Here is a 23,776-nt window from a genome sequence, read left to right as displayed (position 1 = left end):
ACGCCTTTCTATTTCACGCCGCCGGAAGACCCGGAGGAGCCGCCGGAAGAACGGGAAGGGGAGGAGGGACTAAAACCAGGGCCTAAGAAGATATAGGTGCCGTCGTGGAAGTGATCGAGATTTTCCACGCGCACGGAACAGTTCTGCGGGCCAGTGGGCTCGACCTTGACAATCTGCTTGCGGTAGCGCAGGTACTCCGTGCCCGTTGCGGGATCGAATTGGCGCGCCTTCGGCTTGTGCTCTGCTGCAAGGCGGTTGGCCTCTGCCTGAACATTGTTTGCCTGACAGGCGCCTGACCTGATGGGAGCGCCAGTAACGCCGGGTGACGTCAGACCGCCAATCACTGCGAAAAGTACGGCGAAGACCAGTGACCATTTCCAGCCTTTGTCATAGTTCACGGAATCCACCTACTTGTAGTCTTCACGATTAATTCTTCTGCAGGGTACATATGCACCGTTTCCCACTCGAAGCCTGCGCAGTCTTCGGGTGCGGTGCCCTTGAGGGCGGTGACGTGGTACTCGCCCTGCCCGGGAAATTGTGCAGAGTGCCAATCCGTGCTCGACACCCGCTGAAATTCTGCGGCGAAGTTATCCGCCCCATGCTTGGCGACGTCCGTCTTCAGCTCGTAGCCCGTCACCTCACCGTAGGCCTGCGGCAGCGGACCCTCACAGTGGCAGGAGATCTCCTCGCGGAAGAGTAACGTCTCGCCGCGATAAACGCTGGCAGTATGCGAAGCGCCGATGATATCCAGCTCAAGCCGCAGGCCATCGGAACCGTGAAGCATGGTCGTGCTCAACGCCTGCGGGCGCGGGCCGTTTAAGCGTAGCCCTAAGTCAGCGGCACTGACGTCAGCGCTGGGGCAATCTAGAACCTCCACTGCGGCCTATGCCTTCGGAGCTGGGTACACGGTGAACTCACCCGGCAGCATGGTGCGGCCGGTGGATACCTCCCAGCTGTCATTGTTGGCCCAGCCCTCAAAGCCCAGCAGCTTTTCACCCGCGGAATAATCTACGTAGCGCATCTCGCCGGACTCTGGCAGGCCGGTGGTGCCGGTAGAGGTGTAGCGCGCATGTCCACGCTCGTCCTCACTATATGTAACTCCCTCGAATTCCACGGTGCCGCGACCTGGTGTGACGCCTGCGCCCTTGCGGGAGGTCCACCAGGTGAGATTGAGCTGGCCTTCATCGACCTCGACTCCCAACCAGGAGGAGTTATCTCCACCGTCGAGCAGGTACTCGTACCAGTAATAAGGGCCTTCATTTAAGGTCAGGGTGCCGCGGACGACGTAGTCGGTGGCGCCGTAACGGATGATTGCTCCCGGACCAAGTTTTTCTGGATTGAACTCGTTTTGGCCTTTGGCCTCGGCGAAGTAATCCTTGGAGAAGGTATCGCCCGTCTCCTGCGCGCTAGCCGCCTTGGCTTGGCGCGATTTAAAGAACATGTAGATGGCCGCAATTAACAAAACCACGGCGAGCAGAAAGAAAATCTTGTTCATGACTGGCCCTTTAATTCTTTGCTTAGCTTAGGTCTGTAGCAGCCACCCTAGCTCACACCTTGGACGTCCGATAGTCCTACGCATTAAGCTGGGGAATTGTCGTTTTCAATTCGATGGATTTTAGGTCGGCGTATGAACGAAAAAGAGCTTATTTCTATTGCGAGCGATGCTGCAGCAGAACTCATTGACGCCGAGTCCTATCCCTTCGTCGAAGGCTGGCGAGCCTGGCGGGTGCGCGGAAAGTGGTTCATGCTGGCCACCACAATGCCTGCGAATAAGCCTTTCGGTGGAAAGAAAGCCATCATTCTCAAAGCTCCGCCGGAGGATGTCACCGCTTTGCAGGCTGGTTATGCCGACATCGGCCCTGCATATCACATGAATAAGCGGCACTGGTACACCGTGTATCCCGGGGATTCGATAAACCCCAAGTTAGTTCGGGAGCTCGTCCAGGAATCCTATGCCGCGGTGGTGCAAAAGCAGCCTAAGGCGCAGCGCCCTGCCGGGTGGCAAGAGGCAGTGCGTTAAGGAAGTATAAAACGCAATGGATAAATCTAATGGCCGGTTCCCACGCTTTGTCTATGAAAAAGGCACAGAGCCCGATCCGCGTTTTAGCATGGCCAACGAGCGCACGTTCTTGGCATGGATTCGTACCTCGCTTGCTTTCATCGCAGGCGGCGTTGCATTGCAGGCTTTCGATCTCCCGATTCACGGCACGCTGACCCGTATCATCTCCGTGATCATGCTGGTGGTCGCCATTGTCTTGCCGGCGGTGGCGTGGGCGCATTGGGCGGCGTCGGAAAGCGCGATGCGTGAACAAAAGCCCCTGCCGCCGAATGCCGCGATGCCTCTGCTCGTGGGGCTCGTCATCATGGTGGGCGCGCTCATCCTCGCAGGTCAGTTGATGTCTTAGATGTACGACGTCGGATTGCAGCCCGAGCGCACGCGCCTGTCCTGGCAGCGCACGCTGTTGGCTTTCGCGTTGGTGGCGTTGGTGGTGCTGCGCAGTGAAATTCCCTGGTCAAACGCGGAACTGGCGGTCTACGTGGGCGGTGGCCTGGTGTGCGCATGGTTGGGTTGGCGGGTACATCGACGCGCCGCGCTTTACGACGCCGCCCTCGCCTCCCGCACTCCACTTCCCGGCGCCGCGGCTCTCGCTAGCCTTGCCTTGGCCGTGTCTTTGCTCGCGCTCTTGGCCATTGTAGGACTCGGTGGGGGTAGCACCATTTCCTTGCAAAGCTGAACTGTTACAACGTTGGCTAGTGGGCCCGAGGGGGTAGGCTAGTCGATTTTTCATAAACAGTGGGGGTAAATAGAAACGATTTCCTAGTTTTGCGTTGGTCCAAGTTGTATGGTTTTCGCGAACGTGGGTATTTATTTTCCGCTGCGAAACGCCCCGTTGCACACCCCAAGCCGAGGACAATCCAGGGAGAACTGCATGACAACACCGCATACACACGAATCGACAGCACATGTAGAAGGTGAAGACGACCACGGCGTAAAGCAGAGCGAATGGCGCCGCATGGTGATTGGCCTTTTCCTTGGCGTAGCCCTGGCTGCGTTGGTGTGGTTCCTCTTCCCATCCAATGCAGTGGAGACTGTTCTGCAGTCTTCCGGCGCTGACCCAGAAGAGGAGTACACATACGGGGCAATTCGCGCGGTTGCGGCCGTGACCATCCTGATGGGTGTGTGGTGGATGACCGAGGCGATTCCGCTTGCAGCGACCGCTCTGCTCCCACTGGTTATTTTCCCGCTGGCTGGTGTGGGCACGATTAAAGAGGTCGGTGCGCCTTATGCATCGGCGACCATCTTTCTTTTTATGGGCGGCTTCCTTATCGCGCTGGCTCTGCAGCGCTGGAACCTGCACCGCCGTATGGCGCTGGCCGTGGTGAAGGTTGTGGGCACCTCGCCCAAGCGCCTGATTTTGGGCTTCATGCTGGCCACGGGCTTTTTGTCCATGTGGGTCTCTAATACTGCTACCGCAGTGGTCATGCTGCCGATTGGTACCTCCGTGCTGGCGCTGACTGCTGAGACGGTTGGTGGCATGAAGAACCAGAAGAAGTTCGCAACGGCCCTGATGCTGGGTATTGCTTACTCGGCTTCCATCGGCTCGCTGGGCACGCTCATTGGTACCCCGCCGAACGCCCTGCTGGCTGGCTACATGAAGGAATCTCATGACATCGTGCTGGGCTTCGGCAAGTGGATGATTGTCGGTATGCCGCTGGCTATCATCTTCCTGTTCGTTGCCTGGTTCATGCTGATCACTATCTTCAAGCCGGAGATGGACCGTATTCCTGGTGGTAAGGAGCTCATCGACAAGGAAATCGCGGCTCTCGGTCCGTGGACCATGCCCCAGATTCTCACCGGGATCATCTTCTTGAGTGCTGCGATCTCTTGGGTTGCCGTCCCGTTCCTAGTGGGCGAGGACTCCAACTACGACGACGCTATCGTCGGCATCGCGGCTGGCCTGCTGCTATTCGCTATCCCTGCCGACGCTAAGTCCGGCGTGCGCTTGCTGGATTGGAAGACTGCCAACGAGATGCCATGGGACGTGCTGCTTCTCTTCGGCGGTGGCCTGTCCTTGTCGGCGATGTTTAACAACTCCGGTCTCTCCCTGTGGATTGGTGAGATGGCCAAGGGCCTGGGCGGCTTGCCGACCATCCTGCTAATCGCGGCGGTCGCCCTGCTCGTCCTCTTCCTGACGGAGATCACCTCCAACACCGCAACGGCGGCTACCTTCTTGCCGATTATGGGCGGTGTGGCCGTGGGTATTGGCCTGACTACCAACGGGGAAATCAACATCCTGTTGCTGACCATCCCGGTTGCTCTCGCGGCTACCTGCGCGTTCATGCTCCCGGTTGCGACCCCGCCGAACGCGATTGCGTACGGCTCTGGCTACGTCAAGATTGGCGACATGATCAAGGGTGGCGTCGGCCTCAACCTCATTGGCTGTGTGCTCATTACGCTGACGGTCTACCTGCTGGCCGTGCCGGTCTTCGGCTTGGTGCTGTAAACACTGTCTGCTGCGTGCGGGCAAGGCACCTATCCGGTGCCGAACGCCAGGTTAACAATGCGTAAAAACGTATTGTGGCCTGGCGATTTGCTGCTTCTGGGCAACAGCACTATAGTTAATCAACGTTGCAGAGAGCGCTTGACGCTCAACGTCAACGGACTGCGCCCGTAGCTCAACGGATAGAGCATCTGACTACGGATCAGAAGGTTGGGGGTTCGAATCCCTCCGGGCGCACAAAATTTAACCCTAGCTTGCTAAACAGGCTAGGGGTTTCTTCGTTTCACGGTGTGCCTATATTTCTAGGGTCACTTACCGGTTGCTTAGCCCTCGGCTTTCACCCGTGGACGCCACCTAGGATCTGCGTAGTTGCCAACGAGAGCGCTCGTGGAGGCCAAGTGAAGGGCTTTGTTGTCAGTTATGCAGATCCGAGCCGCAGCCAAAGCCCTAGCCGCCGCGAAAGCCACAGACAGCCCGCTTACTGCGGCTCCTGCTGAGAAAAGTCGATGTCTCTCACCCAGTCCGGCTCGGGCGGCGGCTCCAGAGCTCCCTCCCACGGCGCCGGACCCAACGCGCGGTGCCAGCTGCGCACTCCGCGGTAGTAGCGCCTCTCCCAGGCGGGCTGATTAGCAGTACAAATCTGCTCCACGATGTAGTTCAGGTGGTATTTCACGCAATGGCCGGTATAGTGCAACGTGCGCCAGCCCCGCAGGACGGCCTCGTTGTTCTTCCAGTGGTCCCTAATCCACGGCGTGAGCGCCGAGTGGAATTGCAGACCGTTTATCTCAATCGCAATCTTGTAGTCCGGCAAGACAATGTCCCACCGATACGCCCCAATGAGATAGTTGCTCTCCACCTTCAGCCCGCGCGCCTTCAAAGCGCGGATGACTAGTATCTCCGCAGAAGAGTCGGTAAACAGTGCAGCTTGCGTAAGTACCTTCTGCGCGTGCGCCGACAGTCGGCGAAACTCCGCTCGGTCCCGCTCGATGGCCTCCCTGCCTTCCTTCGTCGAGTAGAGGGCCTCGCACAGCTCCACCGCCAGGGCGGCGTCGAGCCGCTCGATGGCGAGAAGCGGATTGGCCACCCGGATGCCATCGATCATCCGATAGGCGTTTTGCTTAGTGCGGCGCAGTGAGTAGAAAGGCGACGTCGGCAAGCGTGCAGGTCCGCGCAGCTCCAGCGGAGTCGTCAGCTCATGGCCTAAATAGAGCTGTGCCGCGGTGCGGCCGGCGGCGATCACAGTCGCTTTGTATTCTTGGACCGCTTGCAGAACCTCCAGCGGCGTCGGAGCTCCCCACACGTAGATACCGCGCGCAATTTTGGTGATGTCCCCACGCCGCAGACGCGTGACAAGTTGGGACCTACTTAGCCCCCGAACAAGTAGTGCAGTCATCGTTTCCCCCGTTGATGCTGCGCTCAGCTTAACAAGAGGTGGGGTAACCGGCTACCGGGGAAAGCTGCATATTTGCCAACGAAAGCCGCGACACCCCCAAAACTGTAGGCTTCGTTGTCAGTTAGGCCGATCGCACATGCTTTCCGACGCCCCCGTACCCTAGATTCCATGAACCAGAAGCTTGCATCCTGTCTCATCGCCGGCGCCATTCTCGGTGCGGTTCTCTGGCTGGCGTCGGGGATGCTATGGCTTTTGCCCGTCGGAATTGCGCTCGGCCTCTTAGGCCTGCCGATTCTCGCGCTGAGCCGAGACGAGTCAAAGTCCCGGAAGCAGCGCGATGACACCTTCCGGGACTAAAAGCGCAGCCTAGAAAATCTCGATGCGCCCGCCCAAGGACTCCGACTGGCGCAGCTGCGCCACCCAGTTCGGGCCGCCCGGGTGTAGGCGCAGCACCGGTCGGGAGGAAATCTTCACCGGCGAGACAGACTCCTTGCGGGCACCCGAGCGCGCCTCAATACGAGTACGGGCGCGGAAGCCGGTCTCAGCCAAGTCTGCGATGGAAGGCTGCTCCGCAGCGAGCGAGTTGCGCGCGGCTTGGAGGAGCTGGAGGGCTTCGTCGAGGGCGTCGACAAGCGCGGGCGCGTTCGTCTCACACATCTGACGCACGAGCTCAGGCGTGGTGCCCGCCACACGCGTGCCGTCCTTGAAGGAGCCCGCGGCCAAGGACTGCGCGAGGATACCGCCATTGTCGCCCACCACGGCGAGGGTCTCAGCCAGCACGTGCGGCAGGTGAGAAATGCGGGCCACGGCCGCATCGTGGTTGGCCACGCGCACCGGAACGGCCTCTGCGTGAACCATCTGTGTCATGCGCACAACGTCGGAGAAGGTCTCAATCCACTTCTTAGGGATGCGCTCGCCACGGGCTTCGCACTCCGCCGCGTAGTCATAAGTAATTGCCCACGCCGAGCGCTTGAACAGGCCAATTTGGGAGTGGTCCCAGCCGGAGTTCTGGGTACCGGCCATCGGGTGTCCGCCCACGTAACGGCTTTCCATACCACGCTTCAGGAAGAGTTCGCGGACCTCCGTCTTGACCGAAACCACGTCGGTAATGCCGCAGCTCGGCGCATGCTCTTCGATCTGATTCAGCACCGAGTCCACCGCATTCATGGGGGTAGCGATGACGATAAGGGCGTCGTCAGCCTCGGCGCGTGCGAGGATCGCAGGCATGTCATCGGTGACGTCATAGCCCGCTTTGATGGCACTGCGGGCGCCGGAAGTCGAGTGATTGTAGCCATACACTGCGTGTTTGCTTGCCACGAGGTCGCGCAGCAGGGAACCACCAATGAGGCCGAGGCCGATGATGCATACGGGTCGTTGAACGTCTTGAGAACTCACGGTGACAATTCTGGCACAACACGACTAATCTCACGAGGTATGAGCGATGACAACATCTCCTTCGCAGTAACCGTTGCCCGCAATGAGGGGCAATGGGTGGTTCGGGAGTTCGATGACGACTTCGAGGACATCAACACCTCCATAAACGCAGTGCGCGCGCTGCGCTCCGAGGGCGCGGCCTTTGCGCTGCTGTGTGTGGACGATGATTACTTTGTCGTTGTGCGCCCGGTGCCGGGAGATGTGCGCATGCTGATCTCTGACGCCACATATGCCGACGAGGATGATTTCGCCGCCGACTTCCTGGAGCTGCGCGACCTTGACTTCCCCGAAATCGATGACGACGACGAGGATCCAGATCCTTATGGCGACGGTGACTTCGATATTTTTGCTGATCTTGGACTCAGTGAAGATCAGTTGGGCTACATCATCGACAATGACGAAGATTGGCCCTCCGACATGCTCCTGCGCATCGCGGGCGATTTAGGCTTCGGCGACGAGCTCGAAGAGATCATTGCTTAAATCCCAAGGCTTGGCCCGCGCCGAGGCGCGCATGCGCCGCGCGCTCGAGGTGGCACGCCAGACACCCGCGGGAGACATCCCGGTAGGCGCTGTGCTTTACGACGCCGCCGGCAACGAGCTTTCCACCGGCGTCAACCGCCGGGAGCAGCGCGGCGATCCCACCGCGCATGCGGAAGTGGAGGCGATTCGCGCGGCCGTCGCCAAGCATGGCAATGGCTGGCGCCTAGAAGGCTGCGAAATTGTGGTCACCCTCGAACCGTGCGCGATGTGTGCCGGGGCCATCCAGGGTGCCCGCGTGGCTTCCGTGGTCTTTGGTGCTTTCGAACCGAAGACGGGCGCGTGCGGCTCGCTTGTCGATGTCCTGCGTGCCCCCGGTTCCCTGCACGTGCCCGAAGTGCGCGCCGGGGTGTGCGAGGAAGAATGTGCCGGACTGCTGACCGGCTTCTTCGGCGAGCTGCGCTGAATCTGTGTAGGGTGGGGTCATCGCAAAACAAAGGAGGCTCATCATGGGTGATTTTGAAAACAAGAAGGACGACCTAGTAGGCAAGGCCAAGGAAGCTGCGGGAAACGCAACCGACAACGAGGATCTTGCTAACGAGGGCAAGGCAGACCAGGTTATTTCCCAGGCTAAGGACAAAGTCTCTGACGCTGTCGAGGGCGTAAAGGACAAGGCCAACGAGGTTATTGGCGGCCTGAAGGACAAGTAAATCCGGCGGGATTTTGTGCCGCGCGCTTCAACACGTAACCTAGACCACGGTGGCGTGTCCGAGCGGCCGAAGGTGTTCGCCTCGAAAGCGAATGTTGGGTAACCCCCAACCGCGGGTTCAAATCCCGCCGCCACCGCCATAGCGAAAGCCGTGGGGCAAGTAATTGCTCCACGGCTTTTCGTGTTTTAGCTGCCAGCGGCTGGCCGCTAGACTGGGCGAAGTTAATCAACGAGACAGAAGGTAACTCCTGTGGCAAAACTCTTGTACCGTCTTGGGCGCTGGTCCTTCCTCAACAGGTGGAAAGTGATCATCGCATGGCTTGTGATCTTTGTGGCCGCCGTGGGCGCCACGATTGCCTTGATGAAGCCCATGACTACGGAGTACTCCATCAAGGGCACGCCGGCGATTGACGCTACCCACCGCGCCGCCGAGCTCTTCCCGGAAAGCGGCAACCTGGCCAGCGCGCCTTCTGTGAACCTGGTCTTCCAAGCCCCCGAGGGGCAGAAGCTTTCTGACCCGCAAAACAAGGAAGCGATCCAGCAGGTGGTCGATCAGATCACCAACGAGCTCGGCATCAAGGACCAGCAACGCTGGGGCAACCCGCTCGACGTATCGCCGGCTCTGCAGCAGCAGGTTATCGATCAATTCACCTCGATGGGCCTGCCGGAAGAGACCGCCCGCAAGGATGCGGATAACCTCGCGATGGTCAACGAGGATGAGACCATCGCCTACACCACCTTCGACTTCGATGCGGAAAGCTCCTACACCGTTGAGCAAGAAGACAAGGACGTCGTCACCGCAGCGATGGAGCTGGGCCGCGAGAGGGGGCTAACGGTCGAGGCCGGCGGCGCGGGCTTTGGCGATGAGATTAAGGTCAACTCCACCTCGGAGATCATCGGCTTGGGCGTGGCCTTCCTCGTCCTCATCTTCACCTTCGGTTCTTTGGTCTCGGCAGGCATGCCGCTCATCTCGGCCGTCGTGGGCGTGGGTCTCGGCGCGCTCGGCGTCATGATTGCCACGCACTGGATTGAGCTCAATAACTTGACCCCGGTCCTGGCCATCATGATTGGCCTGGCCGTGGGCATCGACTATGCGCTGTTTATCATGTCGCGCTACCGCCAGGAGCGCTCGCGGATGGATGGGCCCGAAGCCGCCGGCATGGCGGTGGGCACGGCAGGTTCTTCCGTGGTCTTCGCCGGCGCCACGGTCTTTGTGGCGCTCTTTGCCCTCATCGTGGCCAAGATTGGCTTCCTCACTGCCATGGGCTTGGCCGCCGCGGGCACCGTGTTCATGGCGGTGCTCGTCGCGTTGACCCTGGTGCCGGCGCTGCTTGGCCTGGCTGGCGATAAAGCCTTTGCTGGTCGAATCCCCGGCATCGCCGGCAACCCGAACAAGAAGGGCAAGCACCGTAAGGGCGCCACCATGGGCAACCGCTGGGTGCGCGCAGTGCAGAAGGCCCCGGGCCTGGTCATGGCCGTGGTCGTGTTGGGTCTTGGCGCGCTGAGCGCCCCGGTGCTGAACATGGAGCTCGCGCTGCCGGCAGATACCAGCTCAAATCCGGATACCACCCAGCGCAAGTCCGCGGACCTGCTGGCGGAAGGCTTCGGCGCAGGCGTCAATGGTCCATTCCTGGTCATCGTCAACGGTGAGGAAGCCAACCCAGACGCGCCGGCTCTCCAGCCGCTGATTCAGGGTCAAGAAGGCGAAGACCAACAAAAGAAGGCAACTTTCGCCTCCTTCATGTACGCGACCCAGCAGCTTAACCAGGTAGGCGGCGTGAAGCACGCACAGATCGTTGGCCTCAACTCTGATCAGACCGCGGCGCAGATCATGGTTGCACCGACCACTGGCCCGACGGATCCCACGACCGTCGGCACGGCGTCGGCACTGCGTGCGGAAAATGAGCGCCTGAGCGAGGTCACCGGCGCGGAAATCGGCATGACTGGCCTGACCGCCGTGCAGCTAGATATCACCGAGCGCCTTGAGGCCGCCATGCTGCCTTATCTGGCCATCGTGGTGGGCCTGGCCATCCTGCTGCTCTTCCTAGTCTTCCGCTCGGTCTTGGTCCCTGTGGTGGCTGGCTTGGGCTTCCTGCTCTCAGTGGGCGCGGCCTTCGGCCTTACGGTTCTGGTGTGGCAGGACGGCCTCTTTGGCCTAGTCCCGGCGCCTGGTCCGCTAATTTCCTTCATGCCTATCTTCTTGATCGGCGTGACCTTCGGCCTGGCCATGGACTATCAGGTCTTCCTGGTTACCCGCATGCGCGAGCATATCTCGCGCCACCCGCAGGGCAGTGGCACCAAGTACAACGCCGTGGACGAGGCCACCATCGCGGGCTTTACCGAAGGCGCGCGCGTGGTCACGGCCGCAGCCATCATCATGATTTCGGTCTTCGTGGCGTTTATTAACCAGCCGCTGCCGTTCATTCAGATCTTCGGTTTCGCCCTTGCCGCAGGCGTGCTTTTCGACGCCTTCTTCGTGCGCATGTCCCTCGTCCCCGCCACGATGTTCCTGCTGGGTCGCGCCACCTGGTGGCTGCCGAAGTGGATGGACAAGGTCATGCCTTCCCTCGACATCGAAGGCACAGCTCTGGAAGAAGAGTGGGAGCGTGAGCATGGCGGCGCATCTGCTGATACGACGCAGCACGTAAACTAGCCCTTATGATCGAGCAACAGCCGCCTTTTCCTGCACCCAAGCTAGAGACTGACCTGAGCTTCGACGTGCGCACGCGCCTCGACCAGGCCGGTCCTGGCAAGCATGGTCGCAGCGGCACCATTCACACCCCGCACGGGGATATTCAGACCCCAGCCTTTATCCCCGTGGCCACTAAGGCCACGGTCAAGACCCTGACTCCGGAGCAGATCCGGCAGACGGGCGCGCAGGCTATCTTGTCCAACGCTTATCACCTTTATCTGCAGCCGGGCCACGACATCGTGGATGAGGCTGGCGGCGTCGCGGCCTTTGAAAACTGGCATGGGCCCACCTACACCGATTCCGGTGGATTCCAGGTGATGTCGCTTGGCGTGGGTTTCAAGAAGGTCCTGGCCATGGACACCTCGAACCTCACCGAGAAGGACATCCGCGCGGCCAAGAAGGAGCGCATGGCGCAGGTCGACGAAGACGGCGTGGACTTCAAGTCCGTCATTGACGGCTCGAAGCACCGCTTTACCCCAGAGGTTTCCATGCAGATTCAGCATGGTTTGGGTGCCGACATTATGTTCGCCTTCGACGAGCTGACCACTTTGGTGGATACCCGTACCTACCAGGAGGAATCCGTCGCGCGCACCCATCGCTGGGCACAGCGTTGCTTGGACGAACACCACCGCCTGACCGAGGAGCGTGGCCCGCAAAAGCCACGCCAATCCCTGTGGGGCGTGGTGCAGGGCGCGCAATATGAGGATTTGCGCCGCCAAGCCACCCGCGGTTTGGTGGAGCTTTCCCAGGCTGCCGAGGCAAACGGCAAGCGCGGTTTCGGCGGCTTTGGCATCGGCGGCGCGCTGGAGAAGGAGAACCTGGGCACCATCGTGGGCTGGGTCTGCGACGAGCTTCCTGAGGATAAACCGCGCCACCTGCTGGGCATTTCTGAGCCCGATGACCTGTTCACCGCGATTGAGGCCGGCGCCGATACCTTCGATTGCGTCGCGCCTACCCGCCTGGGGCGTCGCGGTGGCGTGTACACGCTGGATGGCCGCTTGAACTTGAAGGGTGCGCGCTTCAAGCGCGATTTTGCAGGAATCGACGAGGAGTTTGGCGGCTACGTTTCGGAGAACTACTCCCGTGCGTACATCCACCACCTGCTCAAGGCCAACGAATTCCTGGCCGGCACGCTGTGCACCATGCACAACCTGACCTTCATGATCCGCCTGGTGGACAACATCCGCGCCTCCATCGACGGCGGCTACTACGAGGCTTACCGCGACGAGTTCATGGGCCGCTACTACGCCGGCAAGTAAGCTACCTCCCTGCGCCCTCCGCCTTTTTCCGCAAATGCGCCCTCCGCCTCTTTTCCGCAAATACCCAGGGCTGGAACTGCAGACCTCCTGTTCGGCTTTTCTCGCGCTTGCCGACGCCGCCCTTTTCACCAGGAAGCTGCAGTTCCAGCCCTGGGTTTCTAGGGTTGGGTTTCTAGGGCTGGGGATTTGTGGTTTAGCTGCTGGGAACGTAGTCTTCGCGGGATTTAACCCACTTGATGACGACGGTGGTTATTGGCAGCATGACCACCTCGATGAGGGTTTTCCACACGAAGCCGACCACTACGTAATTGAGAAAGCCGCTGAATGTGGAAATGCCGATGACTGGTGCGGCGATGATGCAGAACAACACAGTATCGCCGAACTCGCCCACGACGGTTGAAGCCACCAAACGGCCGATGAGCCCGCGTTCACCGGACTTTGCCTTCATACGGGTCAGCGTGAAGGAGTTGAGCAGCTGGCCCACCAAGTAGCCTGCCAAGGAAGCGGCGAGGATTTGCGGTACAAGGCCCAAGGTAGCGGCGAAGGCCTCTTGGCCCTCATAGAAATCCGCCGCTGGCAGCCAAATCGCGATATAGAAGCACACCGCGGCCAGAATCGCCATGACGAATCCGATGTAGACCGCCCGCCGCGTGGACTTGAAGCCATAGCATTCGGACAGGACGTCGCCTGCGATATAAGCCAGTGGGAATAAGAAGAAGGCGCCGTCGGTGATGAGCGGACCGAGCTGGACGCCCTTTGTGGCGTTGATGTTGGAGATGAGGAACGTAACGACGAACACCGTAACCAGCCACGGGTACAGAGTGGACTGTACCGGGATGAATCGGATGCTCTCGCCACTGGAAGTGGTTGCGGTTGCCGATTTTTCTGTCATGGGCAGTTATCTTGCCATGTCGTCTTATGGTCTAAGAAACCAGAAAATGCTCCCACATGTTGGGGGGAGGTTGGGGAATGATCCTCAAGGTAGATCCAGCGAAAGATTTTCAGTTAAACCTAGCTTTAGCAAGCTAGCGATGAGATAGCAGAGGGCAAATCCCAAGGAAGGGGCGAAATGAGGCCTCAAATATGGCATTCTTTTGCTTGCTACACTTGTGCCTATTTTGTTCCCTTTGGTTTCCCTGGCTGCGCTCTTGGTCGGGGGAGCGCTATTTGAGAAAAGGTCATTAATTATGACATTTGGTTCGCCTGGTTCGTCGCCCCAGTTTGGCGGTCCGTACCCCGGAGCGGGCAGCGGGTCCAATACCGGACCCAACAACGCCGGCTCGGGTTTCGGATTCCCGAGTTCCCCTAACTTCGGTTCGCCGAATCAAGCAGGAGGCACCGCGCCGTCGTTTGGCGCAGCTGGCCCCGCACAAGGCAGCCAGGGCTTTGGCGCACCGGGCGGGCAGCCCAGCGCGCCGCGCAGCTCGCGCCCAGCCACTCCGGCCGCGCCGACCAAGGGCCCGTGGCCTTTGCTCATCGCCGCTGGTGTGGCCGCCATTTTGTCTGCAATCGTCGTGATTGCCGCGCCGTTGGTTTCCACTGCGACCCAAGGCCTCTTCTTTGGACTGGCAATTACCGGTTGGGTGCTTGCAGGCATCGTCGCCTTCGTGCTCCTTGGCCTGTACACCCTGCAAAACACCAAGCGCCAAGCAGAGAGCTTCTACATTGAGGACACGCGCCAGACGCTGGTCTACCGCCTCGTTATGATCGGCGGCTTCGTACTCGTTGTTGCCTCTGCGGTGGAGATCGCCTTCTACGTAGGAAAGGTGATGGGCGCCTAATGCGAAAACTCAATCGTCTCCTCGCTCTCAGCAGCACCGCATTGTTGTGCGGTTTCGCAGGTTCCTTGGGAGCTTCCGCGCAAGAAGCACCAGCGCCTGAGCAAGCACCAGCGCCCGAAGCGGCCCCGCCAGCAGAACAAGCACCACAAGAACAAGCCCCACCAGAACAAGCTCCGCAGGCCTCCGAAAGCAGCCTCTCCGAAGCCTCGCAGAAGAACCTCGCGGACTTCAGCTCGTGTATCGCGGATAAGAAATCCGCGGACCTGTTGTTCGTGCTCGACCAGTCGCAGTCCCTCATCGGTTACCAAGGCGAACCCGCCACCGATGGCTCCCACTTCCGTGTTGATGCCACCAAGGACATCGTCAATCAGCTGGCCAACCTGGGCAAGGACGCCGGCGCGGATATCAATGTCAAGCTTGCCGGATTCGGCTCCGGCTATTACTCCGAGGCCGGCGAGTATGGTGGCTGGACCAATGTTTCCGGAAACGCCGGTGCCTTGGACAAGGAGATTGACGCTTTCCGTAACAAGGAGCGCACCTCTGACCTAGAGACCGACTATGGCCTGGCCTACTCGGGCGCGCTCAAGGAATTTGGCGATCATGATGGCAGCGATTGCCGCGCGATCGTCTTCTTCACCGACGGCGCCTACGTAGGCGTTGAGACCGGCAAGGACAACGCAGCAGCCCGCAACATTTTGTGCACCCCGGATTCCACGGTTTCCGCCTTCCGCCAGTCCAATATCCGCCTCTTCAACGTCGGCCTCGTACCGGAGCGCGATGCGAAGGAACAGACGGAGCTTCTCACCGATCTGGCTGAAGGCGAGGGCTGTGGCCAGGGCGAACCGAACGGTGCTTTCTTCAACGGCGGTGAGGATCCCGCCGCATTGTTCGCGGCCTTCCGTAATCTCATTCCTACCTCCGGTGGCTTGAAAAAGGAAGGTACTTTCACCGAGCAATTCGATTTCTTCCTGGATAACTCGGTCGACCCGGTCCGCTTGTCCGCGGTTCCGAAGACCAGCGTGGAAGAAGGCAAGATCATCCCGACTCTCACCGGCCCTGATGGGCAAACGGTAGAGCTGAAGCCGGATACCAAGAAGGTCGCCGGCGCCGACGTGGAGATCACCACCAATGACCGCCTGCCGGGCATGGTCGACGTCGCGATGAAGAAGGGTGGCGAAGGCTGGGCCGGCAAGTGGACCTTTGGCTACAAGCTGGAGGGCGGCGCCGAGGGCGAGTACCAGGCATCTATGGTGATGATTCCGGGGCTGAACCTCAACCTGCAGCGCGAAAACGGTGAGAAGCTAAGCGGCGGCATCAACTCCGACCAAGTCATTAAGGCACAGCTTGTCGACGGCGGCGGTCAGCCGCGCAAGCTCGAAGGCCAAGGCATGCTGCGCGCGGAGTTCGTCCCCGAAGAGGGCGAGTCAGTGACGCTGCTCGAAAACGCCCCGATCGTGGACGGCAACGCAGTGGATATCCCGTTGGATAAGGTCGAAAACGTTGCCGCGGGCAAGCTGGTGACCAGCGTGGACATCACCACGCAGGGCGTCGATAATCAGCCGGGCTCCAAGCTCAACCCCATCAAGAGTGAAACCCCGCTGACGATTACCCCGGTCAACATGCCTTCCGTCGGCTCGGCACAGGTGGTGTCGATGACGGAAAAGGAAGTCACGATCGATGTTCCGGTAGCTGGTCCGGGTAAGGTGTGGCTGGCGGAGCAGAGCTTCGGCGCTGATGAGGCCACGCTGCCGAAGGGCGTGGATGCGCTGAAGGTAACCTCGCAGCACGATTCCGCGGATAACGCGCTTGAGCTGGCCAAGGGCGAAGAGGCGACGCTGCCTGTGACCCTTTCTGCCGAAAATATGGAAGACGGCGCATTGGCGCTCAAGCCAACGCTGAGCTTGCAGTCTGCGGAAGATAATCAGGAAGCGCAGCTGCCTTTGCAGCTCAAGGGTTCGATGACCACGCCTTTGAGCAAGAGCGCTTTCGGCCTGGCATTCGTGCTGGCGGTCCTTTTGGGCCTTCTGATTCCGCTGGCAGTTCTTTACTTCATGAAGTGGTTCTCGGGCCGCATCCCTGAATCCCCGCGCATGTTCGCGAAGACGATTCCGGTCAAGAAGGACGGCACGAGCCTCATCCGCACGGATACCGGCAAGCCGTTTGTGGTTTCCAAGGACGAGTTCCAGGGCGCAGTGCCTGTCGACGCCGCGCCGCGCCGGGCAAACCTGGGCCTGTACGAGGCAAAGGTAAAGATGGGCCTTAGCCCATTTACCGCGGCACACGTGGAAATTGAAAAGGACGGCTCCATCTCCGGCAAGGGCAAGCAGTCCGGTGGCCGCGCCATCTTGCCGCTGGCAGTTCAGAACAACTGGTTCTTCGTGGGCAACGCGAATGACAAGGACCGCGGCGAGATCGTCTTGACCATCGACACGATGGCACATGCCGAAAAGTACGACGAGCTTTCCGAGGAGATTAACCGCTCCGCACCGGTGCTCTTCGAGCAGGTGCAGTTCCCAGCGCCGAAGGAGCCGAAGGCGCCAAAGGGCCCGAAGGGAGAGCAAGGCGCACAAGGTGTACAGGCACGGCAGAACGCGCCGGGTGCTAACGCTCCAGTGCAGCAGTTCCCGGGGCAGCAGGGTGGCTTTGGTCAGCCGGGCCAGCCAGGCGGCTTCGGCCAGCAGGGCGGCTTTGGTCAGCCAGGCCAACAGGGCGGCTTCGGCCATCCAGGTGGCCAAAGTGGCTTCGGTCAACCAGGTCCGCAGGGAGGCTTTGGCCAACCGGGTAACCAAGGCGGCCAGCCGGGAGGCTTTGGCCAACCGGGTAACCAGGGAGGCTTTGGCCAGCCGGGCAACGGACCAAGCGGCAATAATGGTGGATGGCCGCAGGGGCCTTCCTTCGGAAACAACTAGTCCGAACCAGAACGCAAGCAGAACGCACAAGTTGAACACTTAAAGAGACATCCCGAAAGGTTTTAAGAGCAGATGAAGAAGTTCCTCGTAGTTGGCTGCGGTGGCTCCGGCGCCAAGACCTTGGCTTTTATCATGGACCAGCTCAAGGCGGAGCTGCGCACCATCGATCCAGACATTACCGAGCTGCCCAAGGCGTGGCAGTTTGTGAACATCGATGTGCCCCTCGAAGAGGAGGCTGGCCCGCAGAAGCTGCCGAACGTTACCCAGAGCGGTGGCCAGTACGTCGGCATCGGTTCACGACAGCGTTACAACCAGTTCGACGCGGGTATCTCTGAAACGCTGGGCCGCTCCGGCAAGCTGGGCGAGATCGCCACGTGGGCTTCGCGTACGCCGCAATCGAATGACACGAAGCTTGCCGACGGCGCCGGCCAGTACCGCGCCATCGGCCGCATCCTGACCCTGCGCCACCTGAGGGACATCCGCAACGCATTGAACGCGGCGGTGTCTGAGATGTTTACCCAGGAAGCTATCCAGGAGCTCAACGAGCTCAATTACAAGCAGTCGAAGAAGCGCACCGATACTGGTTCCTCCGCGCCGGTTGTGCTGGTTGTTTCCTCCATGGCAGGCGGCGCAGGCGCTTCGATGTTCCTGGATGTCTGCCGCGTTCTGACCACCATCAAGAATCTCGATCCCACCAGCACGCTGGTCTTCATGTACACCCCGGAGATCTTCTCCGACAACAAGGCAGAGGACATGGCCGGTGCGTGGCCGAATTCCCTGGCCATGTTCGGCGAGGTTGTGGCTTCCCAGATGGGCAACTCCACCGCGCATGACCGCGCCATCTTCGAGGCCTTCGACATGGGCACCCCGCCGGACGGTCCGACATTCGGCCGTATTTTCCCAATCGGTTCCAAGATGGGCACAACCGGCTCCCGCTTCGGCGATGGCTCCGCGATGTCCGTCTACCGTGGCCTTGGCCGCGCGCTTGCGGGCTTGATGGCCTCGACCCGTGCCTCTGACAACCTGGTTTCCTACGCACTGACCAACACCCCATCCGGTGACGGCGGCCGCCGCTTCTTCGGTTGGGACCGTGATCAGTCCCAGGGCGGTACGCCGTGGGCACGCTTGCCTTGGGGCTCTCTGGGTTACGCACAGATTTCCATGGGCCGTGACCGCTTCGCTGAGTATTCCGCACAGCGCCTGGCCCGTAGTTCTTTCGACCGTTTGCTCAACGGCCACCTTGACAAGGCCAATCCGGAAGCTGGCGAGATACAAATTGCTAAGCGCCTCGATGAGCGTCTACCTGCTCGCTTCCAGGAGATGACTCTGGACCCTAACTGGGCAACGGGCGCTCCGATTGATATCAACACTACCTGGAACTGGCTGATGGCCAATTTCAATATGATGGCCCAGCCCGCCGCGGAAAACGCAGTGCGCAACCTGCGTAACTTCATTCCTATCGGCGAGGGCCGCAAGGTAGACGAGTGGCGTGGCGAGCTCATCCAGAACCTGAGCGATCCACAGAACCAGCAGTACATCGCGGGAATGCTCCAACAGGCGGCGTATGACACCACCTATCGCTTCGCTAACTTCTTCTCAGACAAGGTCTTGAGCACGGTCGAGGGCGAGTTGGCGGCAGTGGGCCTGCCTTATGTTCGCGAGATGCTCGATCGCGTCAAGGACGTCTTGGCCAGCGGCGACCGCCTGCAGCCGCAGCTTAATGAGTTCTCTAATTCCTTCCAGAACTTCGCCGTGCTTGCGCTTCCGCAAGGCGCGGAGCCGATCCTTAGCCCGCTGACCGGCAAGGGTCAGATGACGGATCCAACGCCGACTGTCAACGCTCTACTGGGCCTTTATCACCAGCAGTTCTATCACTACTTCCTGTTGGCTACGGCGCATATTCTGCAGGACGTTCTGCAGGATTACGTCGACGAGAACCTCTTCCATCTGCAGCGTGAGCTTGGCGACGCCCATAAGGTGCTCGAGAAGGCAGCACAGTCACGCCCGGAGACCAACAAGCTGGCAGACGTTCGCACCAACGAGGTCAACGCCTGGCCGGAGGAAGTAGACGAGGTCGTTGAGTCCCGCTTCAAGGGCGCGGAAAACGAAATCATGTTGACCGACGTCAACGCGTTTATCACCGACTACCAAACCCAGATGTTGCGCACCATTCAGGGCCAGCAGTCCACTGCCGATGTGCAACATTACGATCAGGCTTACCCATTCGCGGTGCGTGCGGTCATTCGCGGCGAGTGGGATTCGCTGGATGCCAACAAGGCACCGCGGGATACGCTGGCGCCGCAGAAGCGCACCAACGATGAATACAGCAACCGTGCAGGTTGGGTATCCAAGCACCTGTCGCAGCATCCGCAGACCGGGGAGCGTCGCGAGTCCCAGCGTGCCCAGTACCGTGCACGTATCCGTCCGGCGGACCTGCTGGGACGTGCTCGCGATTGGATCAACCGCCGCGACTACGAGTTCCACAAGTTCAACTCAGTGGATCTGCGCAGCTACCTGACGCTTACCCCAGATATCAACGAGGTTGAGCATAGCCAGCGCATCGATCGCTTCGTTAGTGCCTTCCAGATGGCGCTGAGCTACGCCCGCCCGTTGGCTGCCGTGTCCAGCGACATGGTCCAGCGCATCCACGGCAAGGACGTCCAGTACACCTACTCTTTCTCGGACATTCCGTTCGAAGCGCTGGGGAACGAAGAGACTGGCATTGTCCCACGCCTGAGCAGCATCCTGAGCACGTCTTCCATCGATGAGCCATCCCAGGTAGCGCTGCGCAACTCGCTCAACATGTCTGAGCAGGTCCAGCACATCGAAATCTTTGGTTCCTACCCGAACTACTCGCCGATCGTATTTTCTTCCATGTTCGGCTACATCGCCGAGGACATCGACAAGCAAGAAAACTTCGATGGCTCTTATTGGTCGGAGCGCCGCACACGCCCGCTAGCTGCCGCTCTACCGATCACCGAGACGGAGCGCCAGGCCATGGTGGCAGGATGGATCATCGGCCGCATCACCGGCCTCATCCACATCTCCGATCAGGACACCGACAAGGCCGCGGCGCACATCTTCGATGACACCCCAGGTGGCGTCAATGCTTGGGTTCCTTTCCCGAACCCGATGCTGATTTCCCCGCGCCGTATGGTCAAGAAGGCCGACTGGATGTCTTCTGTGCTTGAGTCCATCTTCATCGCCTACGCGAAGGTACAAAAGAATGGCGCATACGGCTTTGCCTCTTCCTTGTACCCGTACCAGTTGCTGCGCGGGCTTTACGACGACGGCCAGGACTTTGCGCACTCCGGTGCTTCGACGCACCCACTGGTCCACCGTCTGGCTAAGTTCCTGCGCGATGGCAAGGTGCCGGGCCCCCGCGACGCCGTCGGCCTCGGCATCCAGGATCGTTATGAATCCTTCGTTGCGAAGCTCGATAAGTTCGTCCGCGGCGCCGATCTCTTCATTCCGGGTGGAATGAATTCTCTGCCGGGCCAAGGCATGGATGACAAACCATTTGCAAACATTCGCCGCCGCGATGTCGCCTCCGCTACGCCGTACTACCGCGACCTTGCACCGGACGTCGTCGTCATGGCGCAGCGTATCCGCGATTTGCTGGGCCAGGCAAAGACTGTCGCTGAAACGCCCGATACTTTTGAGGCTCCCGCGAGCCGGGATTCTTCCAGCCAGACCCCGCGCTTTGAGCCTGAATTCAACCTCACCGACTTGGATGACACCTTCTAATGACTAACGTACTGTTCTTTGGACACGGCGCCACGGCCGATGAGATTCGTTCCCGCCTTTTCGACCTGCGTGCAGTGGGCTTGCTGGATAACTTCATGTGGGTGGACTACACCCACCCCACGTCAGCTCCAGTAGTGCGCTCTTTCGACACGGAGGGCACGCCACGCATTTCCACGCTTGACGACGCCCTGCATCGCCACGAAGGAGACATCCTTCTGGTGGTTCTCGATTCGATGGATGAGGCGCAACCCCTGCAACCAGAGGCGTTGTCGCAGTGGGCTGCCGCGGTAGATTCCCGCATCGTGCAGGCATCCAACCAGCGAGTGCGCCTCCTGCTTTCGGCGTTGCCATTGCGCAACGTTCACATCGAGCCCTTGCAGGTGTGGGAGAACCTGGTGCTCTCCCCGGAAGAGGGCGGCACTCCTTCGTCGACGCGTATTCGCCCGATTCCGCGTACTGAGGATGGCTTTGAACTGGCCCAGTTTGCTGCGCCTGCTGTGGCATCTATCTTCGGCCTCTGGCGCGGAATGCCGCAGGCTGCGGTGTTTGATCCAGACACCGGCCGCCTCATGGAGACGGGCAACCGCGAGAACTTCCGTTTGGTGCGTGCATTTCACCGCACTATCGACGCCAGCGCGGTTGAGAACGCGGTCAAGGATCGCGTGTTCAATCCGAACCGCCCCTTACCGCGCCCGCAGCTGCGCAACAACAGCCATGCCGAGCGCGTCACTGATCCAGCGAGGCTGACTCAGTACTACTCCGACACGCTTTTCGCGATGCACGGGAGTTCGCTGCTGTCCCCTGAAATCCCGTTGGAGTCGCCTAAGACGCAGAAGGTCAGCGCATGGGCTGCCCTGCGCGATAACCTGCGCCTGTACTGGGCCATGGTCATCGGCAAGCCGCAGGATTGGGTCAACAGCCACCGTGGCACGGTCAACAGTGCCACCGCGGGCTTCCTTCAGAACCTACTCTATGGCCAGAATTCCAACATGGAAGTCGTTCTGGATGGCCACTCTGGTAAGGGCAATGCTGTGTCTATTCAGCAGATGCAGCAGAAGAACCAGCGCACCCTGGCTGAGGCGCAGAAGGTGCAATTCGACATCGGCCAGGCGCCGCAGCTGTCTGGTATGTGGGAGGCCTACCACGACTTCGCCCTTGGTTTGGTTGATGGTCAGTGGAAAGAAGACGCCAACTTCACACCGCAGAAGGGCAGCCAACAGGAAGTCCTGATCGTGCAGTATGGGCAGCAGTCCGTGCCAGACATGAGCAACTCCTTCCTTGGTTTCCATCCGCTGATGCACCGCACCGTGGGCTACAACAACGAGTCCGAGGCTAAGGTGGCCCCATTCGACCCGATTGCGGCTGAGAAGTTCGCAGCAGATCTGGACTGGACCAGCCAGGTCACGCAGAACACGGAAGTCAACCGCAAGAAGCAGGAATTCGCTGCGTGGCGCAATCAGAACCAAAACAGCTTCGCCTGGAAGGTCGGTACTGGCTTGGCACAGCGTCTTGGTGTCGCTCGCCAGCGCGTTGATTTCTACGAAATGGAAGCACGCAGGCTGCGCGAGGAAGAAAAAGGCTTTGCTGTGCGCGACTTCAACGATGAAAATCGACGACTCACGAACAAGCTGCGTGCGTCGTGGAGCATCCTGACTCTTGTTCTGGTTGTGCTGTTCTACATGTGCTTGGCCAATTACAACCCAGATGTGAAGATCTGGGATGGCATGCTCACTCTCGATTGGCGTTGGACCACCTTTGGTGTGCTCCTTTCGATCATCCTCTTCCTTTTATTGACGTGGCTGATGTTCACCAAGGCACAGCGCGAAATTTACGATTACGTGCAAAGGCAAAAGCTCAACCGCCAGAACCAGGAGATTGCCGCGCGCAACATCGTGTCAGCAGCTGCAGACGTCGACCGCATCCTCAACGCTTACAGCCAGTTCCTCAGCTGGTCCGCAATCCTTGGACGTGCCATCTACGCACCGTTCGGGCTTAACTCCACCACGAGTGATCACCTGCGTACCCCAGAGTCTGGCTTGCCGGATAACGCGCGAATCGGCCAAGCGCAGGTCTCGGAAGATGAAACCAACCGCATGGCTGAGGAGATTCGCTCCCAGGTTTATTTACGTGACTGGGCGCACAAGTCCCTGCGTTCGCTCGTCGATTACATGAACTCTGTCTTTGAGCGCAATCAAGTAGGCCAAGGCTCGGTACAGCTCAGCGCTATGTGGGGCATGCGCGGCGAAAACTCTAACACCCAGCTCGACCTCATCTCACGCCACCTAGATCACCCACTCATGGCTTCCCGTGATGAGAAGCCGCAGGTCTGGCACAACGTGATTACGAATCCGCGGATGGCTGGCAGGCTGCAGCACTACCTGTCTTCGGTGACCTTCTTGGATGAGAATCGTCGTCAGACGCAGTCCACAGAGCAGTTCCTGGCGGGTATGAGCCAAGAGAAGGGGGCAATGCAGGCCTTCAGCAATGAGGCCCTGACCACCCTGGGTGCTTCGGCAGGCTACACCGAGATCGACCCTGACTACACGCGCACTATTGAGGTGGACAGCAATACGGAGCTGACCAGCCAGCTCTCCCGTTCTCTCACTGTGGTCCAGTTCGGCCGTATCACGGATTTCAAGTACCTGGTGCCGAAGGAAGAGCGGCTGGAGGAAGCGGTGCCATCGGCGTTCTTCGAGGATGCGCTGAGCGATCTCGATGACACTGATCACATCGATTCTTTCAATAATGCTTCTCAGGTTCAGCCTGGATACAGCTTTGGAAATGAGACCAGCAATACCGCAAATCCTTTTGGTTTCGGTCAATCGCAGCAGCCACCATCGCTCGATGATCTGGACGATACGTTCTAGGAGCGA

General features: G+C 59.8%; 20 protein-coding genes and 2 tRNA genes. 16 read left to right on the top strand and 6 right to left on the bottom strand.

Annotated elements, in window-relative coordinates:
- Nucleotides 1-8 precede the first annotated feature (8 nt).
- From HMPREF0308_RS07860 to HMPREF0308_RS07850, 3 genes are read right to left on the bottom strand one after another with little or no spacing between them, the layout of a single operon-like run.
- The gene (locus tag HMPREF0308_RS07860; RefSeq protein ID WP_080548633.1) at nt 9-407 is read right to left on the bottom strand and encodes a DUF4247 domain-containing protein; all 399 of its coding nucleotides are present in this window, start codon (nt 405-407) and stop codon (nt 9-11) included.
- The gene (locus HMPREF0308_RS07855) at nt 395-877 is read right to left on the bottom strand and encodes a DUF2617 family protein (protein WP_005530415.1); all 483 of its coding nucleotides are present in this window, start codon (nt 875-877) and stop codon (nt 395-397) included. Before HMPREF0308_RS07855 ends, HMPREF0308_RS07860 begins: the two co-directional genes overlap by 13 nt.
- Before the next feature lie 6 nt (nt 878-883).
- Entirely contained in the window at nt 884-1,495 is a 612-nt protein-coding gene (locus HMPREF0308_RS07850; RefSeq protein WP_005530413.1) for a DUF4178 domain-containing protein, read from the bottom strand.
- Nucleotides 1,496-1,627: 132 nt separating this feature from the next.
- Here HMPREF0308_RS07850 and HMPREF0308_RS07845 point away from each other — a divergent pair, with 132 nt between their 5' ends.
- From HMPREF0308_RS07845 to HMPREF0308_RS07825, 5 genes are all read left to right on the top strand, one after another.
- The gene (locus HMPREF0308_RS07845; protein ID WP_005530412.1) at nt 1,628-2,020 is read left to right on the top strand and encodes an MmcQ/YjbR family DNA-binding protein; all 393 of its coding nucleotides are present in this window, start codon (nt 1,628-1,630) and stop codon (nt 2,018-2,020) included.
- A gap of 16 nt (nt 2,021-2,036) precedes the next feature.
- A complete protein-coding gene (locus HMPREF0308_RS14015; RefSeq protein ID WP_005530410.1) occupies nt 2,037-2,405 on the top strand; it encodes a YidH family protein in 369 nt (122 codons plus the stop codon).
- Nucleotides 2,406-2,735, top strand: coding sequence for a DUF202 domain-containing protein (locus tag HMPREF0308_RS14010; RefSeq protein ID WP_034657262.1), 330 nt, complete (start codon nt 2,406-2,408; stop codon nt 2,733-2,735).
- Nucleotides 2,736-2,930: 195 nt separating this feature from the next.
- Entirely contained in the window at nt 2,931-4,505 is a 1,575-nt protein-coding gene (locus tag HMPREF0308_RS07830) for an SLC13 family permease (RefSeq protein WP_005530406.1), read from the top strand.
- A gap of 161 nt (nt 4,506-4,666) precedes the next feature.
- A tRNA-Arg gene (locus HMPREF0308_RS07825) sits at nt 4,667-4,739 on the top strand.
- A gap of 241 nt (nt 4,740-4,980) precedes the next feature.
- Here HMPREF0308_RS07825 and HMPREF0308_RS07820 read toward each other — a convergent pair.
- Nucleotides 4,981-5,895 (bottom strand): hypothetical protein, encoded by a 915-nt coding sequence (locus tag HMPREF0308_RS07820; RefSeq protein ID WP_005530404.1) that lies wholly within the window; start codon nt 5,893-5,895, stop codon nt 4,981-4,983.
- 168 nt (nt 5,896-6,063) lie between these two features.
- On the opposite strand from HMPREF0308_RS07820, the gene HMPREF0308_RS07815 reads away from it, so the two are divergent.
- Nucleotides 6,064-6,252, top strand: coding sequence for a hypothetical protein (locus HMPREF0308_RS07815; protein ID WP_005530402.1), 189 nt, complete (start codon nt 6,064-6,066; stop codon nt 6,250-6,252).
- Nucleotides 6,253-6,261: 9 nt separating this feature from the next.
- On the opposite strand, the gene HMPREF0308_RS07810 is transcribed toward HMPREF0308_RS07815, so the two are convergent.
- Complete coding sequence (locus HMPREF0308_RS07810; protein ID WP_005530400.1) at nt 6,262-7,290, bottom strand: prephenate dehydrogenase; 1,029 nt, start codon at nt 7,288-7,290, stop codon at nt 6,262-6,264.
- Nucleotides 7,291-7,329: 39 nt separating this feature from the next.
- Here HMPREF0308_RS07810 and HMPREF0308_RS07805 point away from each other — a divergent pair, with 39 nt between their 5' ends.
- From HMPREF0308_RS07805 to tgt, 6 genes are all read left to right on the top strand, one after another.
- Entirely contained in the window at nt 7,330-7,809 is a 480-nt protein-coding gene (locus HMPREF0308_RS07805; RefSeq protein ID WP_005530399.1) for a tRNA adenosine deaminase-associated protein, read from the top strand.
- Between the two features lie 31 nt (nt 7,810-7,840).
- Complete coding sequence (locus HMPREF0308_RS07800; protein ID WP_034657328.1) at nt 7,841-8,272, top strand: nucleoside deaminase; 432 nt, start codon at nt 7,841-7,843, stop codon at nt 8,270-8,272.
- 43 nt (nt 8,273-8,315) lie between these two features.
- Nucleotides 8,316-8,516: a CsbD family protein gene (locus HMPREF0308_RS07795; protein WP_005530396.1), complete on the top strand. Its 201-nt coding sequence runs from the start codon at nt 8,316-8,318 to the stop codon at nt 8,514-8,516.
- A 48-nt stretch (nt 8,517-8,564) separates the two neighbouring features.
- Nucleotides 8,565-8,655: transfer RNA gene (locus HMPREF0308_RS07790), tRNA-Ser, on the top strand.
- Nucleotides 8,656-8,765: 110 nt separating this feature from the next.
- Nucleotides 8,766-11,168 (top strand): MMPL family transporter, encoded by a 2,403-nt coding sequence (locus HMPREF0308_RS07785; protein ID WP_005530395.1) that lies wholly within the window; start codon nt 8,766-8,768, stop codon nt 11,166-11,168.
- 5 nt (nt 11,169-11,173) lie between these two features.
- Nucleotides 11,174-12,466, top strand: coding sequence for a tRNA guanosine(34) transglycosylase Tgt (tgt, locus tag HMPREF0308_RS07780; RefSeq protein ID WP_005530393.1), 1,293 nt, complete (start codon nt 11,174-11,176; stop codon nt 12,464-12,466).
- 193 nt (nt 12,467-12,659) lie between these two features.
- On the opposite strand, the gene HMPREF0308_RS07775 is transcribed toward tgt, so the two are convergent.
- Entirely contained in the window at nt 12,660-13,358 is a 699-nt protein-coding gene (locus HMPREF0308_RS07775) for a queuosine precursor transporter (protein ID WP_005530391.1), read from the bottom strand.
- Nucleotides 13,359-13,653: 295 nt separating this feature from the next.
- Between HMPREF0308_RS07775 and HMPREF0308_RS14195 the strand changes: the two genes are divergently transcribed.
- From HMPREF0308_RS14195 to HMPREF0308_RS07755, 4 genes are all read left to right on the top strand, one after another.
- Nucleotides 13,654-14,247: a hypothetical protein gene (locus HMPREF0308_RS14195; RefSeq protein ID WP_236251908.1), complete on the top strand. Its 594-nt coding sequence runs from the start codon at nt 13,654-13,656 to the stop codon at nt 14,245-14,247.
- On the top strand, nt 14,247-17,156 hold the full coding sequence (locus HMPREF0308_RS07765; protein ID WP_005530388.1) for a vWA domain-containing protein: 2,910 nt from the start codon (nt 14,247-14,249) through the stop codon (nt 17,154-17,156). The genes HMPREF0308_RS14195 and HMPREF0308_RS07765 overlap by 1 nt, the downstream gene beginning before the upstream one ends.
- A gap of 72 nt (nt 17,157-17,228) precedes the next feature.
- Nucleotides 17,229-20,903 (top strand): tubulin-like doman-containing protein, encoded by a 3,675-nt coding sequence (locus HMPREF0308_RS07760; RefSeq protein ID WP_005530387.1) that lies wholly within the window; start codon nt 17,229-17,231, stop codon nt 20,901-20,903.
- Entirely contained in the window at nt 20,903-23,770 is a 2,868-nt protein-coding gene (locus HMPREF0308_RS07755) for a hypothetical protein (protein ID WP_005530384.1), read from the top strand. Before HMPREF0308_RS07760 ends, HMPREF0308_RS07755 begins: the two co-directional genes overlap by 1 nt.
- The last annotated feature ends 6 nt before the right edge of the window (nt 23,771-23,776 follow it).

This window comes from Corynebacterium striatum ATCC 6940, assembly GCF_000159135.1.
GTDB classification, from domain to species: Bacteria; Actinomycetota; Actinomycetes; order Mycobacteriales; family Mycobacteriaceae; genus Corynebacterium; species Corynebacterium striatum.
The sequence above is the reverse complement of the archived record's forward strand: the minus strand, read 5'-3'. Positions and strand labels throughout refer to the sequence as shown.